General features: G+C 41.7%; 18 protein-coding genes. 2 read left to right on the top strand and 16 right to left on the bottom strand.

The features are described 5' to 3' along the window. Positions 1–182 precede the first annotated feature (182 nt). The 7 genes from KFT32_RS23590 to KFT32_RS23560 all read right to left on the bottom strand — a co-directional run bounded on the left by KFT32_RS23590 (position 183) and on the right by KFT32_RS23560 (position 5245). Entirely contained in the window at positions 183–941 is a 759-nt protein-coding gene (locus tag KFT32_RS23590) for an iron ABC transporter ATP-binding protein (protein ID WP_211749880.1), read from the bottom strand. Then, positions 938–1885, bottom strand: coding sequence for an iron chelate uptake ABC transporter family permease subunit (locus KFT32_RS23585; RefSeq protein WP_211749879.1), 948 nt, complete (start codon positions 1883–1885; stop codon positions 938–940). Before KFT32_RS23585 ends, KFT32_RS23590 begins: the two co-directional genes overlap by 4 nt. Further along, positions 1878–2828 carry an ABC transporter permease gene (locus KFT32_RS23580; protein WP_211749878.1) on the bottom strand — a complete coding sequence of 317 codons (951 nt, stop codon included), beginning with the start codon at positions 2826–2828 and terminating at the stop codon, positions 1878–1880. The genes KFT32_RS23585 and KFT32_RS23580 overlap by 8 nt, the downstream gene beginning before the upstream one ends. Positions 2829–3072: 244 nt before the next feature. After that, positions 3073–3369: a putative quinol monooxygenase gene (locus KFT32_RS23575; RefSeq protein ID WP_211749890.1), complete on the bottom strand. Its 297-nt coding sequence runs from the start codon at positions 3367–3369 to the stop codon at positions 3073–3075. Positions 3370–3379: 10 nt separating this feature from the next. Then, a complete protein-coding gene (locus tag KFT32_RS23570) occupies positions 3380–4018 on the bottom strand; it encodes a nitroreductase family protein (protein WP_211749877.1) in 639 nt (212 codons plus the stop codon). Positions 4019–4044: 26 nt separating this feature from the next. Beyond that, complete coding sequence (locus tag KFT32_RS23565) at positions 4045–4446, bottom strand: MarR family winged helix-turn-helix transcriptional regulator (protein ID WP_211749889.1); 402 nt, start codon at positions 4444–4446, stop codon at positions 4045–4047. 235 nt (positions 4447–4681) lie between these two features. Beyond that, on the bottom strand, positions 4682–5245 hold the full coding sequence (locus KFT32_RS23560) for a DUF420 domain-containing protein (RefSeq protein WP_211749876.1): 564 nt from the start codon (positions 5243–5245) through the stop codon (positions 4682–4684). A 405-nt stretch (positions 5246–5650) separates the two neighbouring features. On the opposite strand from KFT32_RS23560, the gene KFT32_RS23555 reads away from it, so the two are divergent. Further along, entirely contained in the window at positions 5651–6823 is a 1173-nt protein-coding gene (locus KFT32_RS23555) for a cation:proton antiporter (protein WP_211749875.1), read from the top strand. A 132-nt stretch (positions 6824–6955) separates the two neighbouring features. Here KFT32_RS23555 and KFT32_RS23550 read toward each other — a convergent pair whose 3' ends face one another. Then, complete coding sequence (locus KFT32_RS23550; protein WP_211749874.1) at positions 6956–7129, bottom strand: GapA-binding peptide SR1P; 174 nt, start codon at positions 7127–7129, stop codon at positions 6956–6958. A gap of 156 nt (positions 7130–7285) precedes the next feature. After that, positions 7286–7999 (bottom strand): DsbA family oxidoreductase, encoded by a 714-nt coding sequence (locus KFT32_RS23545; protein ID WP_211749888.1) that lies wholly within the window; start codon positions 7997–7999, stop codon positions 7286–7288. Between the two features lie 312 nt (positions 8000–8311). On the opposite strand from KFT32_RS23545, the gene KFT32_RS23540 reads away from it, so the two are divergent. Beyond that, a complete protein-coding gene (locus tag KFT32_RS23540; protein WP_249436101.1) occupies positions 8312–9694 on the top strand; it encodes a phosphodiester glycosidase family protein in 1383 nt (460 codons plus the stop codon). A gap of 48 nt (positions 9695–9742) precedes the next feature. Here the strand turns inward: KFT32_RS23540 and KFT32_RS23535 are convergent, their stop codons facing one another. The 7 genes from KFT32_RS23535 to KFT32_RS23505 form a co-directional block, all read right to left on the bottom strand. Further along, a complete protein-coding gene (locus KFT32_RS23535; RefSeq protein WP_211749873.1) occupies positions 9743–10957 on the bottom strand; it encodes a Ger(x)C family spore germination protein in 1215 nt (404 codons plus the stop codon). Beyond that, positions 10954–12054 (bottom strand): spore germination protein, encoded by a 1101-nt coding sequence (locus tag KFT32_RS23530; RefSeq protein ID WP_211749872.1) that lies wholly within the window; start codon positions 12052–12054, stop codon positions 10954–10956. Before KFT32_RS23530 ends, KFT32_RS23535 begins: the two co-directional genes overlap by 4 nt. A 31-nt stretch (positions 12055–12085) precedes the next feature. Next, the gene (locus KFT32_RS23525) at positions 12086–13747 is read right to left on the bottom strand and encodes a spore germination protein (protein WP_481856366.1); all 1662 of its coding nucleotides are present in this window, start codon (positions 13745–13747) and stop codon (positions 12086–12088) included. 184 nt (positions 13748–13931) lie between these two features. Further along, entirely contained in the window at positions 13932–14330 is a 399-nt protein-coding gene (locus tag KFT32_RS23520; RefSeq protein WP_211749871.1) for a DoxX family protein, read from the bottom strand. Between the two features lie 184 nt (positions 14331–14514). Next, complete coding sequence (locus tag KFT32_RS23515) at positions 14515–14949, bottom strand: MarR family winged helix-turn-helix transcriptional regulator (RefSeq protein WP_211749870.1); 435 nt, start codon at positions 14947–14949, stop codon at positions 14515–14517. Positions 14950–15113: 164 nt separating this feature from the next. After that, positions 15114–16430 (bottom strand): (Fe-S)-binding protein, encoded by a 1317-nt coding sequence (locus tag KFT32_RS23510; protein WP_211749869.1) that lies wholly within the window; start codon positions 16428–16430, stop codon positions 15114–15116. Continuing rightward, positions 16427–17863: an FAD-binding oxidoreductase gene (locus KFT32_RS23505; RefSeq protein WP_249436100.1), complete on the bottom strand. Its 1437-nt coding sequence runs from the start codon at positions 17861–17863 to the stop codon at positions 16427–16429. Before KFT32_RS23505 ends, KFT32_RS23510 begins: the two co-directional genes overlap by 4 nt. Positions 17864–18060: the final 197 nt, after the last annotated feature.

Genomic DNA, 18060 nt, shown 5'->3' with positions numbered 1-18060 from the left:
CATAACAAGTGTAAATATAGAAGATAATTTAAATTTTTTCATGAATAATCACCTCATACTATTATTTTGGCTAATACTAAAATAAATATAATATTTTTACATATATAGGATTAGGAAATCCTGTTTTCCTTGCTGTTGCAAGAATTTCCTATGATGAAACTAAGTATGATAGAACCTTCTTCCTACCGGAAGTATACGCAAATTTTGTTGCCATCAATGGTCTGGACCGGAATATCCATATCGTAAATTTCTCTTAGCACCGCCGTATCGATGATTTCATCGGTAGTTCCTTCTTTAACGATCTTGCCATGCTTTAGGGCTACGATGTAATCCGAGTAACAGGACGCAAAGTTAATGTCGTGGATGACGATGACTACTGTCTTTCCTAGTTCATCTGCCAGCTTCCTTAACACTTTCATAATCTGAACGGAGTGTTTCATATCCAGATTGTTCAATGGCTCATCTAGCAAAATGTAATCTGTGTTCTGAGCGATAACCATGGCGATGAAAGCGCGCTGATTCTGCCCTCCACTTAGTTGATCCAAGTATTTATCCTGCATATCTTGAAGTTCCATATACTCGATTGCTTCATCAACATAAGCCCAGTCTTCTTTGGTCAGCTTGCCTTGAGAATAAGGGAACCGGCCAAAACTAACCAGATCACGAATCGTCAGCCTTACGTTGATGTGGTTTGATTGCTTCAATATGGCAATTTTCTTTGCGAGATCGCCACTTTTCGTATTGAATACATCCAGTCCATCAATGAAGATTTCACCGTGATCTTTGCTAATGAGTCTACTTACCATAGACAACAAGGTACTTTTACCCGCACCGTTCGGTCCGATAAAAGAAGTGATTTTCCCCTTCTGGATGCTGGCGGATACATTCTCCACCACATACTTGTTCCCGTATAGTTTGGATACCTCTTTCACATCTATCACGATTTGTTCTCCTTAAGTAACAGATAAATAAAGTACACACCGCCGACAAAGTTAATGATGACACTCAGTGTTGTTGCAAAAGTAAAGACTCTCTCAACAATCATCTGCCCTCCTACGAGTGCAATAATGCTGATTAGCATCGCAGCAGGAATCATCAGCTTGTGCTGATAAGTTTTAAACATTTGATACGTTACATTCACGACCAGCAATCCTAGAAAAGTAATAGGACCTACAAGTGCTGTAGAGATAGAGACGAGAATAACCACAATAATCAGCATTCGTCTTACAATCAGATTATAAGGAACGCCGAGATTCACCGCGTGTTCACGTCCTAGCGACATGACGTCCATATACTTGCTGAATCTTGAGAAATAAATACCGATAATCGCAAAAGCAATGATTGATACGATAACAAGATCCGTATTGACGTTATTGAAGCTGGCAAACATCCGATCTTGCACAATCAAGAACTCATTCGGGTCCATAATGACCTGCATAAAGGTCGACATGCTCTGGAATAAGGTTCCCATGACAAGACCAATCAGTAGCAAGAAGAATAAATTTCGTCCTTCCCGCTTGAACAGCAGTCTATACAGAACCCCTGCAAACATCACCATCAGACCTACAGAAATAATGAAATTTACATTTTTGCTGAAAGAAGAAATCTGTGCTGATCCAAATACAAAAATAATAAAAGTTTGGATGAGCATATACAGTGAATCCAGTCCCAGCACACTTGGAGTCAAAATTCGGTTATTCGTAACGGTCTGAAATATCATGGATGAAAAAGCAATGGCGCTTCCCGTTAAAATGATGGCTAGAATTTTCATAGCCCTTCTAGGAAGTACATAGCGCCAGCTACTGCCTAAATCAACAAAGACAAAGATGCCAATAAGTGCAACAGCGACAGCAGCGAGTAGAGCAATCTTGGTCTTGTTATTCATAGGCCTTTCTCCTCATCAGCAAGAAAATAAAGATGATACTGCCGAGCACACCAACCGTTAAGCCGATCGGTATCTCATACGGGTAAATGATCACCCGTCCAAGGATGTCACAGATCAGAACGAATATGGCACCCACGAGCGCAGTGTGAGAGAGACTTTTCTTGAGATTATCCCCCATATACATACTAACGATGTTTGGAATAATTAGACCGAGAAAAGGGATCATACCCGCTGTCAAAATAACGACAGAAGTAACCATCGCAACAATGACAAGACCGAGATTTACAATCCACTTATAGTTAAGACCGAGATTAACAGAAAATTCTTCTCCCATACCAGCTACCGTAAACTTGTTCGCGTAAAAGTAAGCGACGATGACTAGCGGTATACTGATATAGATGAGTTCATATTGGCCGGAAATAATCATTGAGAAATCTCCTTGCAGCCAAGAGGAAATATTCTGGATCAGATCATGTTTGTATGCAAAGAATGTAGTGATTGATCCGACAATATTACCAAACATGATGCCCACGAGTGGAATGAAAATGGAATCTCTGAATTTAACTCTCTCTAGTATCTTCGTAAATATAAACGTCCCTGCAAGCGCAAACACAAAAGCAACAATCATCTTCACAAGCGGGGAGGCGGTAGCAAATAGCAACATAGATACCAAAATCCCGAGCCTTGCTGAATCTTCTGTACCTGCCGTTGTTGGAGATACAAATTTGTTCCGTGTAATCTGCTGCATAATGAGTCCGCAGATGCTCATGCTGATCCCAGCGATAAGTAGGCTTGCGAGCCGTGGCAACCGGCTTTCCAGCAGAATCTGCTTCTGACTGTCATCCAGGTTTAATAAGTGCCATGGCTGAATATCCTTTACTCCGATAAAAACGGAAAGAAGGGACAAAATGATAAGTAGTGTAAATAAGTATCGCTTCTTCATAACCGTTCCTTCCTCTTCCCCGTCAATTTAGGAGGATAGGATAGCTACATTCATTCCGTAAAGAAGGGTGTAGCATTATGTAGATAGATGGAATTATTTGACTCAGATAATGATATTCATTATCATTTAGGCACATGTTACATTTTATCATTCCGTTCTCATCTGTCAACCTTTTATAAAATAAAGCAAGCAAAAAAAGAAGATCAATCCCGTCGATTGACCTTCTTTTACTTTAATTCATTAATTATTTACTGATGGGTTGACCTGTAAATGCTTGAACATGTAACGGAGCAGTCAAATACTTTGGAGCTTTAGCAACGAACGCCTGAAAATGGCTACTTGCATTGTGAGCCCCTACTGCTTCTTGATCTTTCCACTGTTCAACCATGAGATACGTGTCATCCTGGTTCGTATCCTTAAGGAGCTTATACGAGATATTCCCTTCTTCCGCGCAGGAAGCCTCAATAAGTTCTTGTACGGATTCCAGAAATTCTGCCTCTACTTCACGGTTTACTTTCATTTCTGCATGAATAATAATCATCGCCATAACCTTACTTCCACTCCGCAATACGGTCAATAGGAAGACGAGTTGTCATACGTGCTTCTTTAGCGGCTTTACCTACTGAGATGAGCATAACCGGTACATAACGTTCTTTCTCCATACCAAATGCTTCTGCAATTCTGGATTTGTCATATCCACCAATTGGGTTTGTATCATATCCACGAGCACGAGCAGCAAGCATCAGCTGCATGGATACCAAACCGCTGTCAATAAGAATCATTTCGCGGAATGCTTGTGCCGGAATACGTCCGAATAGATCGGTATAATTAGCCATCATCTGATCTTTAATCTCTTGCGGCAAATAGCCTTTTGCCACAGCAGTACCCATAATTTCGTCAGCATTATCAAATGCGTTCATATCTGCGAATACTGCAATGACTGCAGAAGAAGTAGTAACTTGTGTTTTGTTGCCTGGTGCAAGCTCTTCGAGAGTTGCTTTACCTTCTGGGCTATCAACGACAAGAAATCTCCAAGGCTGAAGATTAACGGATGACGGTGCCAAAGTCGCTTCTTCCAAAATTTCAGTCATTTCCTCACGGCTGATTTTGACCGAAGGGTCGTACATACGCACAGAGCGGCGGGAAGTAATAATTTCTTTATAATCATTGTTTAGGGAAGTTACAGTCATAATATTCTCTCCTTATATCTCTATAGTTAATTGGTCTTACTTGGTTCTTTCATTAGTTGAATCTGACTGTTCAGCTTCCGTAGAGTTTGAACAAACTCTAGTCGTTCTGATTCAGTGAGGTCTACCTGCAGTTTCTCCATAAATCGATCTTTCTCTGCTTTAAACATCGCTAATTTACTTTCGCCCTCTTCGGTTAGCTGAACTAACGTAATCCGGTTGTCGTTCTCACATCTAGTTCGCAGAAGCATTCCTTCCGCTTCCAACTGCTGAACATGACGAGTCACCGCAGCCGGATCAATAGACACTGCTTTCTGCAGATCCGACTGGCTAATTTGGCCACCCTTCAGTTTACAAAGGAGTTCCAGCCGATTGGGACTAACTCCAGCACATCGTTCGAACCGGGTCGCAATATGCTTGTTCAAATGCATTAGCAAGTAAAGCAGGTCTTCTGTATGGCATGTAGAGATGATAAAGACCTCCTTCAATTCATTGACGCATCAATGGTTGATGGGTCAATCATATACCTTTATTTTCAGAAAATCAAGTCCTTTTACAGAAAAAGACCAACGAAGTTTCCGTTCAGGGAACCTCATCGGTCTTTTCAGACAATTGTAATTGCATGATTTTCTTTTAGAAATTCAATCTACTTAAACTTAATTAAACTTAATAATAAGGCGCCATCATAAGGTAAACAATAACACCTGTAAAGCTTACATATAACCAGATAGGCATCGTCCAGCGAGCAATTTTCCGGTGTTTTGCTACCTGCATTGTCCAGCCCCAAACTAGTGAGAAGAGCGCAAGCGGAACTATAACAGCCGCTAAAAAGCTATGCGTAATCAGAATGGTGAAGTAAACAGGACGAATAAAGCCCTCTCCTCCAAACTTAGCTGTCTCTGGGGAAATGTAGTGGAAAGTAAGGTACGTGACCAAAAACAATAAGGTTGAAGTAAACGCCGCAATGACGAATCGCTTATGGATCTTAATGTTTTTCTTCATAATAGCCACAAGAGCTGCCACCAAAAAGATAAAGGTAAAGCTGTTCAGTACGGCATTAATCCGTGGAAGCACAGTATAATCAAACTGTACTTCACCGTTATAACCTACCGGTGCAAAAAAGAGCAGCAATATAATAACATTAGCAATCAATGACACCGTAATAATAATTCCCGCAAAATTCTTTTTACTTGTCGGGACGTAGTCACTTTCTTTAATACCGTTGCTCATAACCAGCGTAATCCTCCTCTATAGGTAAATACTAACTACAATTATAGACTTCATATTCCCTAATTGTTAAGTGACAACACTCTGAACAATATTAAGACCATTTAATGTATGGTCTCTTTATCACACTAAATTTATACATATTTTGATTTTATTTGTATGAATTTTTTGATCCAAAACAATTAACCTTTTCAACTGTTACAAAAAAGGGTACAATAAAAATAGAAACGTTAATTACATCACAAATACATATATTGTTCACAGGAGGAGTCTGGCACCAAGGCCCCCTTCTGTCTATCTTTAGGCTTATTTACGGGGACCTTGCGTAAATAGGCTTTTTTTGTGTGTTCATGCATGAAGAGTGCCTCACTGAGGGCAATATAAACCTACTTTGAAAGGGGAACAACGATGGAATTTATTTTTATTTTACACCTTGTGCTCATTCTTATTTTCACAAAAATTGCAGGTCATTTGTCAGTCAAACTGGGGCAGCCTTCTGTTCTAGGTGAATTAATTGCGGGGGTTATTTTGGGGCCTGCTATTCTAGGCTGGGTACAACAAACTTCCTTTATACATGAATTCGCTGAAATTGGCGTGCTTGTCTTGATGTTTATTGCGGGGCTGGAAACAGATCTAGAACAGCTTCGTAAGAACTGGAAAGCCGCTTTTGCTGTTGCCGTAGGAGGCGTTATTCTTCCGTTCTTTGGAGGATATGGAGCAGCCTTGAGTTTCGGAATGGAGAATCATCATGCACTCTTCTTCGGACTTCTATTCTGTGCTACTTCGGTAAGTATCTCCGTACAGACGCTGAAGGAAATGAACAAACTTAGCTCTCGTGAAGGTACGACCATTTTAGGCGCAGCTGTTGTCGATGATATTCTTGTTGTCGTCTTGCTTGCGGTCATGATGAGTGTTCTTGGAACAAGTGGAGAAAGTGTAAGTATTGGTTCCCTTATTGGGAAGAAAGTACTTTTCTTTGGGGTTATCATCGCAGCTTCCATCTGGGTAGTGCCTGTGCTAATGAAATGGTTTGCGAAATTGAAAGTGTCGGAAACGGTTATTTCCGGCGGAATCATTATCGCCCTTGCCTTTTCTTATTTTGCCGAATGGATGGGTATAGCGGGGATCATCGGTGCTTTTGCAGCAGGTATCGCGATTTCGCAAACACCATACAAGCATACGGTTGAAACGAAACTTGAGCCGATTGCATACAGTTTATTTGTACCCGTATTTTTTGTAAGTATTGGACTCAACGTAGATTTTGAAGGGGTAGGGTCCCAAATCGGATTCATTATTGTAATCAGTATTGTTGCCATCTTGACCAAACTACTGGGTGGTGCGCTTGGTGCTCGTCTGACTGGTTTCAGCAGGCATTCGTCCTACTCGATCGGTACAGGTATGATTTCTCGAGGAGAAGTTGCACTAATCATCGCAGGTACTGGACTTGGTGCAGGATTACTTGATCCAGAATACTATACCTCTGTTATCATTATGGTCATTGTCACTACACTAGTAACACCGCCACTATTGAAAATCATGTTCTCAAACAAATATGAATCGAAACTGGAGAAATCCAACTAGGTATTTATAGAACAAAAAAACAGGCGAACGCATCCTGCAAAATAACGAGGATGCATAAGCCTGTTTTTTTTTATGTTTGTGTTACCGGATATACTGTATCGTCATCTACCTATATTAGCGTGAGATAGATCATTATTCGTCCGTATACTGTTCGTACTCCGAATTCAGTTTTGCGTCCTTGCAATGCGCTGAACCGCATGAAGAGTAGAAAACCTGGACACGGTTTGTTTCCTGCACACCGAGCTCACTATAACAGTCCCGACACAAAATCACACCCAGCGGAATAGAGCCCTTGTAATTCTCCACCTGCGTAAACCTCCTCTTCTTTCGTCTCCTTTCCATATATAGTAAGCGTTATCAAGTTTTATGACTCAAAATACAATGATAATGTAAATAAAAAAATGAACCGCTCGGCCCTAATACGGCTAAGCGGTTTTTAAGTGAAAGGAAATTTAGCTTTTTTTACTTCTCTTTGTCCGGCATAACACAGGAATCATCTGTGCAAAGCGCATCGTCTGTCCCCCCGAAGACTTTCAATGGCTGAGATTCCGACCATGCCTGCGTTAATGCATCCGTAAATACTTGAAGAGGCTGAGCGCCGGAAATTCCATATTTTCGGTCGATCACAAAGAATGGAACTCCCTGAATACCTAGCTCTGCCCCTTCCTTTTCATCCCTGCGTACTTCCTCCGCATAGGCAGAACCTGCCACAACTTCTTGTGCCTGTAGCGCATCAATTCCAACCTCTTCTGCCAAACGAACTAACACTTCTGGACTACCCACATGTTCGCCGTCCTCAAAATAAGCAGAAAACAGTCGCTCTGTTATTTCCTTTGCCTTACCCTGCTCAGCTGCATAATGAGTCAAACGATGGGCATCAAAGGAATTTGTCGGTTTAACGACGTCAAAATTGTAGTTCAATCCGACAGTACGAGCTTGCGCTACGACATTTTCTGTCATCGATTTTGCTTCTTGGACAGACATACCATATTTTTGTGCAAGACTGTCGTAAGTCGTCAGATCGGTATCTCTAGCTTCGTTCGGATTCAGTTCAAAGCTTCGATAGATTACTTCCACGTTATCCTTGTTAGGGAATAACTCCAGCGCTTCTTCGAAGCGACGTTTTCCAATATAGCAAAAAGGACACATATAGTCCGACCAAATTTCGATTTTCATCATATACCTCCCAAAATATTGTTACTTACTTATTGTAACTGGTATTACTTACGTGATCATATCACAGATTCTGAGGAAGTACAAAAAAACGCCTTTTCGTTAATTCATTTCGTGAACAAAATGATTTATCCCCTAAATGATAGAGATCATTAGATACTAAAATATAGTCACTATAAAAACATAGTTAACCATAATCACCAACTGTAAATTAATGCAATAAAATAAAAATACATCCTTAGCTTGTAAGCGAATCCTCCTGATCTGCCGATAATATCTTTGGATTTCATATCAAAAAGGAGGATTCATTCTGACATGTCTTTCTACCCTTATGTAAAACGTACTGCCTTTATTGTAAGTACAGCACTTTTCGTTTCATTGGCTCTTCCCGCCTCATTCATTTCTGTATTGCCTTTCCAAGCAAAGGCAGCAGCAGCAGCCCAAGAAGTTCAATTGACCTATCCAGCTTCATCGGTCACGCTTACCATGGACAAACGACTCCCTCTAGAAGCAAAGCTTAAACGATCAGAGCAAGTTCGCATCGCCTACACTTCTGGCAATACCAACATTGTAAAAGTGAATGCCAACGGGGTAATTATCCCGATTTCTAAAGGTACAACGAACATCAACATGACCGTTACTACTCCCGGTTACAAAGGAAAACTTTCTATCCCTGTGACCGTCAAGAAAACTTCTTCTACTGCTAAACCGGTATATGCCGCAAAAAAAGTGAAAGCTGCAGGCAAAACGTTTACAGTACAAACTGTCACTTTACCTAAAGGAATGCCTGTTACTGCCGGACTTGCGAGTGGCCGTGTTGGTGCAACGCAGTCCTTGTCCTCTGTTGTAAGCAAATATCAAGCACAAGCTGCCTTAAACGGGACTTACTTTGAAGCTTACGGCGGTGTACCCGACCCATATGGCATGATTATCAGTGACGGGACCTTAGAACATATCGGAAACAGCGGTACCTCGATTGGTTTTAAATGGGATGGATCAGCGGTAATGGATACGCTGCGTGTAAGACTGCTCGGGACGGTAAGAGAGGGTCAGGGTCGCGCACAAAATTGGTACGCTTATTTTGTTAACAGAACACCTACAAAAGGAAAAACATCAGCAGTAATGTATACTCCTAAACGTGGAAATAGCGTCGGATTTGCCTATGGAACGGCAGTAACTGTCCGCAAGGATATCGTTACAAAGGTAGCCAAAAATACGAATGCCACCATTCCAAAAGACGGATATGTGCTTGTATTTACGGGGACGGAAGAAAAGATGGCAGACAAATTCAAGACAGGAGCCTATGTAGACTACAACATTACATATAATACCGAATCAGGGAAAAAGATCGATTGGGACGATGTACACACTGCAATAGGAGCAGGACCAAGACTTGTAACCAATGGGAAACTAAGTGTAAATCCAGCAAGTGAAGGTTTCAGCAGTTCCAAAATCCTCACGGACAGTGGGGCTCGAAGTGGGATTGCGATTAAGAAGGATGGATCAATCATGCTCGCCACGGTATCTGGCGCCACGATAAAACAGTGGGGAAGTATTATGGTAGAGCTTGGAGCATACCAAGCTATGAATATGGATGGCGGAGCCTCATCCGGGTTGTATGCAAATGGGCGGACCATTACTTCACCAGGCAGACTGATAAGTAATGGACTTGTATTTGGCAATTCTCTAGTCTGGTAAACAGATGATATAAATACCTGCGCCTCTTACCACCGTAAGAGGCTCTTTTTAATGTATCGCAGATCCATAGTCTGTAATATCTACTTCTAAATCATAAGTAATCGGAGCTGTACTGAATACCTCATCCCAATGATCCTTCACCCGGTTCCATACCTTGGGATGATCTATACGGAGCTGATTTCCAAACTCGACTACATCCACACGATATTTATTTTGCAGTTTATATAATGTCTCATCAATTTGCTTTTGGCATTGCTTTTTAAATAAAGTTGTTAGCTTATTCATATAATCCTCATCTACTAAACGATCTGGTTCACTCCAATCTTCCATAATTTCTCCTGTTGTCCTCATACTTACATGAAAAGATATTTTATCCCCTTCTACTTTAGGGGTGATGACACTGTCAGCCGATTTTACCTCGTATACGATCGACTGCCCATTTTCAGGATCATAGGTTTTGAGCACTCCGCCTTTTGCTGTCCCGGAGATGTAAGAAATACTTTCTAAATCCGTTTGATTAAGCTGACCGATCCACTGATTGGCTTCTCCCTTGAAAATAGCTGCACCAGAAAATTTAATTTCATTCTCAGCCGTTATTACATTTTGTAGAATAAAACTTCTTTTAGACTGCATGTATGCTTCTAACCTGCTAAGGCTAACCGGTGGAAGAATCCGATTGGTTCGATGTCGATTATTCACGAGTCCTTTTAAATTTAGAGCAGGAATCTCTCCGGGCTGACTAGAGCTCAACACGTCCATAGCCTTTTCCTGACTGATTAGTATAAGTGCACTTGGGCGTATATCGTTATCACGCAGAAAAAAGTCTAATATTTTTTCCAAACCATATTTTTCACATAAAGCACGTGAAACCACAACGACCTTGAGATGATGTCCAATAATTGGCCGGTCTCTTCTTAAGGAAAATTGACGAAAGATTTGAAATATTGAATCGCCTGTTAACTTCTCATTAAAAAAGGTCTCAGGAGTTTGGCTGCCTGTATTTTGTGATTGATCAGACCTGCCATAAACGCCAGGAACAACTTGAACCGTAGCGGTGAGAATATTTTTCTTTGGATAATGTCCACCTAGCATGTTCACTTCTTTTTCAAATTTCGTCTCGTCAGCTACATCGATACCTATTCCGAGATAGGCCCTCAGGTCTTCGATTTCCCTGCTGCTCCAGCAAGCTGTTGTAAGAAAAAGCATTGTCAGAATGACAAAAACTTTTACAATATGGATTAATTTAAGCTGGATATGCTTCATTTTGGCTTGACTCCTTTCTTACGCAACACACTTACGATCAGAAGAAGTAGAGGAATTCCCCCAAACAATACTAATGAACAATTGCCCAAGAAATCACCCATAGAAAAAACGGTATTCACATCCTTTGGCAACATCATGATGATATAGTTTATGGGCAAAAGAATTAGTAAAAACAAAGTTAATTTTCCTTTAAACAATTGGGCAAGTCCCAAGGATGCAGCATAGTGTGTAATCGTAAAAGTAGCAAACATCTGCATAATCCAGATCACTAACAGCAAAGATTCAAATCTCTCGAATAATAAACCCTGCATTTCGAAGCTCCGCATTAAGTCCAAAGTTGGCCATGTTCTAGATATAACTCCGTCTACGGAAAGACCTCCAATTACCATGACTAAAGTAAGAAGGTAGACTCCAAGTGGTACACATGTCCCCAGTATAAGTGCCTTGTTTCCTTTACTCGGCTTATTCATAAATGCCAACAATACTAATAGGATTTCATACCCTGCATAAGATAAAAAAGAAGGCTTAATCCCCTTCAAAACTGGCATCACCCCTGAACCGAGTACAGGTCTTAAATTGTCAAATTCAAATACTTTTAAACTAAGCAAAATGATGATGACAAAAATGATGAGGGTAATGGGAAGTATGACCTCAAAAAGTCTTGCCATAGAGTTAATTCCCCCATTCATTAGGTAAAACCCAATCCACATAAAGACCATAATAATGGCCCACATCGGTGTACCTTCAAGAAGATAGAGGCTGGTTACCTCAGCCATCACCCTCGTTTCAAAAGCAGAAATAACAAGAAAATACCCGATAACTGTAATTACAAGAGGAAAAGCAATCCACTTGCCTACAATTTCCCTTGTGAATTCAAAAAAGGTTCTACCGGGAAAACGCCGACCTAAATGTACGATAATTAAACCGGCGAGGATAACCAGCACTGCTGCGACAATTACCGAGATCCATACATCAGGTGTCCTAGCGGCTTGAGCTGTCGTCCGAGGAAGGGTAAGTACTCCTGCACCCAGCATATAGCTAATGATGATAACTGCTGCCTGAACTGTTGATATTTCATCTTTTGGATGATTACTCATTAGACTTCCTCCCCTCCACAGTCATCACAACCTAAGCTCGATCTTTATCTTTATTCTTAAAAATGGTCGGTCTTTGTTTCATCAATTGGAGAGGTGCCCTTACGAAGAAATCCTTCCAGTCACTTAATTTATACGGAATAAGTGGTGTAGCATAAGGCACACCGAAGCTCTTTAACCGAACGAGATGGCTGCAAAGCAGTAGGAAAAACATAATGACGCCATATAGGCCAAATAAAGCTGCACTGATCATGGCCAGAAATCTCAGAAAACGTAGTGTTATGCCTGCACTGTACATAGGGATCGTAAAGGAAGAAATTGCCGTTACCGCCACGATGATAACTAGAAAAGGACTAACAATACCTGCTCTAACAGCAGCATCTCCAATAATAAGGCCCCCTACAATTCCCATAGCAGGTCCAATTGGCTTAGGTAAACGAATGCCTGCTTCTCGCAAAATTTCAAGTGCCACTTCCATAATTAATGCTTCAATAATAGAAGGAAACGGAACGCCTTGTCTGGTCTTAATAATCGAAAGCGCAAGTTTCGTTGGAATTAGCCCAGGATGAAATGAAATAAACGAAATATATAAGGCTGGGGCAAGTAAAGCAAGAAGTGCAGCTCCAAAACGAAGCAGCCGAATGGAACTACCTCCTATCCATCTTTCGTAATAATCTTCTGGAGATTGTAAAAGCATGCTAAATGTAACAGGAAGTATAAGCGCGAAGGGGGTTCCTTCCAGCAATATAGCTACCCGTCCTTCAAGCAATGCACTCATGACACGGTCGGGACGTTCCGTATTCTGAACCTGTTGAAAAGGACTCATCCAGTCATCTTCAATTAGCTGCTCAATGTAACCTGACTCAAGAACATCATCAATATGAATTCTGCTGATACGTCTCTCTACCTCAGTGACAAGCATCGGATCCACGATATCCTGCATATAGGCAATCACCATTTTTTTCTTGGTTCTTTCGCCTATTTCATGACCTGAAAAAAAGAGACTATTATTTTTCCCTTGGATTCGAAGTAGGCCCATATTTTCACTCAGTTTCTCAGTGAATCCGATACGTGGACCTCTTAGTAAAGCTTCTGATAACGGCTCTTCGACAGTACGCGATACCCCACTAGGTGCCTGAACTAAAAAAGCCCCTTTGACGCCATCCACAATTAATGCAGTATGCCCGACAAGAATATTTTCTGTTAGTTCATCTATTAAGCGGCTTTCCAGTAATTCTGTTGTCAGCAGCAGATACTCTTCGAGATATACCTTAAGAGAGTGACCTGAATGAAGGAACCGCTCTTTTTCCTCTTGCTTCACACCTTCCATCATTAAAGGATTAAGGATATTCATATGGAGTTGCTTCAAGTCGGTAAGACCTTCAACATAAATAACAGCGGCTTGATAGTGAAATCCTTGGATCATAAATTCCCTACTTTTCACATCCGCATTTTTACCGATTGCTGCTCGAATCAATGCCATATCTGCCACGTATTGTCCTGTAAGTTCACTAGAAGCTACATTGGAGCTAGTATTAGTAATAGAAGATTGCTTCTTCCTTTTTGCAGGAAAGGAATGTACCCAAGCATTGATCCTTCCGAATCCTTTCATCAGCAAGATTGGAACCAACAGAACGATGAAAGACTGTAGTATAATGTTTAAATTCATAAGATTAGATATATTTAGATGCCACAAAACAGTTTCACCTCCAGTAAAAACATGATGTAGTTTCTGGTGTATTGTTTCCCCAACTCTTCAAAAACATTCCTGTTACAGTAAGGAGATCCTAATACGGCAAAAAAACCGATAGACTTATGTCTGTCGGCTTTTCTTAATACAAGAGTTTTATTCCGGATCATCAAGTGTTCACAGGATGAAATTATTGCAGCAGAGCATCAATAGAGTAAGCACCTGCGCCAGTAAAGGCGATTCCAATGAACACAGCCATTAGAATAACATTCAGCTCTACCCCATTCGCTGTCGCCCAGAAACCGTTTGGTCCATGCACCTTGATCATCGCTACCACCATCGTAAGCGCGAGAAGTACAGCAACAATCGGAGTGAAGAGTCCTGCCGCAAAAGCAAGCCCGCCTACTAACTCAACCAGTCCTGCCATAACTGCTGCTGCTACCCCAGGTTTAATTCCGATGGACTCCATCCATCCTCCTGTACCTTTCGGTCCGTACCCACCAAACCATCCAAATAATTTCTGTGCACCGTGTGCTGCAAAAATAAATCCAACCACCAAGCGAATTATTAGTAATCCTGTTCCTACCATTTTATCATTCCCCTTTTCTTTTTCGTTCAAGTTTGTATATTGATCAACATTTTCAGAATCATTTTATCTTAATACTGAGATATTAATTCAAAAAAAGATCCTTTCCTGTTGATTGTTACTGTTCAAATGATCCCTTTTTACAAGTATTCCGGCTCTGCACGGAGGGGTAACTAATAGAGAGTAGCTACATGTTTTGAGCGGATAAACCGAGCTTCTTTAGCAAATACATTGCCTCTGCCTTTTCTTCTTGGGTAAGTCCTGTCATCATAGATGCAATCACTTTCTGATGAGCTGGAAAGATATCCTGAAACAACTCTTTTCCCTGTTCTGTAATCTCCGCATAGGTAACTCTGCGATCGCTCGGACAAGCAACCCTTTGAAGCAGCTCTTTATTCTCAAGCTTATCAGCGGTATATGTAATCCCTCCACTTGTAATCAGCAGTTTCTCACCCATTTGCTGCATGGGAAATTTCCCTTTATGATACAAAAGCTCCAGCATAGCAAATTCGGTTTCCGATAATCCATGTTTCTTCATATCCTTCACAGCTTGTTCCATGATTACTTTATAAGCTTTGGAGAGAATGACGAACAATTTCAGCGATAATGAATCGTTAGTCATAACCTTCATCCCTCTCAAATAATTTATCTTAATTTTAAGATATTAATAATATACATGCCTTCATCAAGAAACGCAACACTCTTACTAAAAAACAAAAAAAGAAGAAGCACATTAGCTTCTTCTAACTTTACACTTAATATCCTTGTTATTCTCGCCAGTCGCCCTTATAACGCTCGATTAAGCAGGTCCATAATGTGGACTGCCTCCATCTGATCCTCCATCCCTGCCCGCAATATCCCCTGCTTCATCTGAAGTAAACATCCCGGATTTGCCGTGACAATGAGATGAGCCTTCGTTTTTTCTACTTCTTTCATTTTATCATCGAGAATATCCATGGACATGTCATAGTTCGTTATATTATAAATTCCTGCTGAACCGCAGCACTGATCCGCTCCGTTCATCTCTATGTACTCTATGCCCGGAATCTGGCCAATTAGTTGTCTTGGCTGCGTCCTTATCCCCTGTCCATGTGCTAAATGACATGAATCCTGATAAGTTACGCGGACGGGCAAAGATTTAGTAAACTCAAGTGGAGGAAGCTCGGCAAGCAGTTCATTGACATCCCTTGTTTTGGCGGTAAATTCCATAGCTCGCTCGTGCCATTCGGGGTCGTTCTTAAACCAGTGGTCATATTCTTTCAGTGCAGCACCGCAGCCGCCAGCATTATTTACAATCAGATCAACGCCTGCTCTTTCAAAGGCTTCTATATTTCGTTTGGCAAGGTCAATCGCTCCATCCATTTCTCCTGAATGGGCATGTAGCGCCCCGCAGCAAGCTTGGTTCTCAGCGAAGACAACATCGCATCCTGCTTTGGTAAGCAGTTTAGCCGTTACTTGATTCGTTTCAAAAAACATGACGTCCATAATACATCCACTGAAGAAACCTACCGTTACCTTTGTTTCCTGCTCCGCTTTCATCCGGGGCAGTCGTTTCTTCCTAGCGATAGGAGAAGCTACTTGGTCTACAGCTTGCTGCATTTCCGCCATTTCACGTGGCAGGATACGAATGAGTCCTGTTATGTCAGCAATCCGCTGAAGACCTACAGCCTGTGCAGCCCAAAGCACATTCCCCAGTACCTTGATACGTCCTGTGTTTGGAAACAATTCTTTAAAGACAGCTCTTCGTATGATGCCGGGTTTCTTATGGCGCTTCTTGTCCTCTTCGATGACTTCTCTCGCTGTCTCAATTAAACTGCCATACTGGACACCGGCTGGACAAGCTGTTTCACAAGCACGGCATCCAAGGCAGGCATACATATTTTTCTCGAATTCAGGGTCAAGGGGCAACTGTTCATTCGCTACCCCCTTCATGAGTGCGATCCTTCCGCGGGGACTGTACGATTCAAGACCGGTCTGACGAAACGTAGGACAAGCAGGCAGACAGAACCCGCAATGCATACAGTTCAGCAGTTCGTCCTGATCGAACTTTTTAAGCAGGTCCTCATCGTGGATTTGTTCTTTACGTACCCGTGTTCCGCTCATCTCTTCACCACCAATCTCCGACGCTCGCTACCAGCAAACATTTTGCCTGGGTTCATAATATGATTCGGGTCAAAAGCGGCTTTAATCTGCTTCATAAGTTCAATTCCGCCTGCTCCTACTTTTAAATGAAGATAATTCATTTTGGCCAGTCCCACACCATGTTCACCCGTAATGGTACCCCCGAGCTCTATCGCAGATCTGAAAATTTCATCAAAAGCCTGCTCCACCCGTTGCATCTCTTCTTGATCACGTTCATCCGTCATACAAGTAGGGTGGAGATTGCCGTCCCCTGCATGGCCAAAAGTACAGATCCACAAGTGATATTTCTCCGCTACCCGTTCTACTGTCTCTACCATTTCGGCAAGTCTGGACCTCGGTACCGTTGCATCTTCCATAATTGTCGTCGGCTTCGACCTAGATAAAGCAGATAACGCTGCACGTCGTGCGGCCATGAGTTTCGCTCCTTCTGCAAGCGTACTAGCAATCTCAACTCGCTCAGCTCCTTGTTGTCTCGCAATCTCTGCTATTCGCTGAATATCCCGCACCACCGCTTCCTCTTCTCCATCCTGCTCTATAAGCAGCATCGATTTCATCTCCAGAGGCAAGCCCAGCTTAGCGTAATCATCAACGACTTGCATTGTACCTTGATCGAGAAACTCCATAGTCGCTGGGATCACCTTTGCTGCGATAATCTTTTCAACGGTTCTCGCTGCATCGACTAGATTATTGTAATAAGCAACAAGCGTCCGCTTCGTCTCGGGCAATGGCACAAGCTTAACTGTAATTTCCGTGATCACCGCAAGGGTCCCTTCCGAACCGACTAGCAGTCTAGTCATATCGTAACCAGCAACATCCTTTACATTTTTGCCACCGCTTCGCAAAATTTCACCGGATGGTAGTACATATTCAAGACCCATAATATAATCTTTCGTTACTCCATACTTGAGTCCCCTCATCCCGCCGGCACACTGTGCCATGTTACCGCCAATGGTTGAGATACGCATGCTGCCAGGATCAGGTGGATAAAATAACCCTACCGCTTCCACCGCCTCGTGCAAGTCGGCAGTAATGACACCCGGCCCCAAGGTTGCCGTTAGATTCTGTTCATCTATTTCATAGATTTCATTGAACCGATTCATATTTAATACGATTCCGCCTTCGATCGGAATCGTACCTCCTGCAAGATTCGTACCTGACCCTCTCGGTATGATAGGAATTTGATGGGCATTCGCTATTTTTAATATGGCAGATATCTGCTCTGTATTTTGGGGGTTCATTACAGCGTCAGGCATATGTTGGTACAGTGGTGTTGCATCATAAGAATGGACATATCGTTCATTTGGAGAGTCAAGATATGCCCTATCTCCAACAATTTCGATCAGTGCCTTTTTTACGTCGGGTGTAATCCGGGATGTAGCCTTCGTATTTATCAATCGTACCGCCCCTTTTTCCCTAATGTAAAATCTTCCCTTATATCATTGTATATTAGTGATTTGAAAACGTATACATGAAGAGAAAATGACATTGATTCTTTACCAAGAAAGTCCTATATTATTTTTGTGAGTGATTACTCACATTTTAACATTCTAAATAAAGGAGGTGATATCCTTGCCTACGATACACATATCTC

The sequence above is a fragment of the Paenibacillus sp. Marseille-Q4541 genome (assembly GCF_018310695.1).
In the GTDB taxonomy this organism is placed as follows: Bacteria; Bacillota; Bacilli; order Paenibacillales; family Paenibacillaceae; genus Paenibacillus.
The sequence above is the reverse complement of the archived record's forward strand: the minus strand, read 5'-3'. Positions and strand labels throughout refer to the sequence as shown.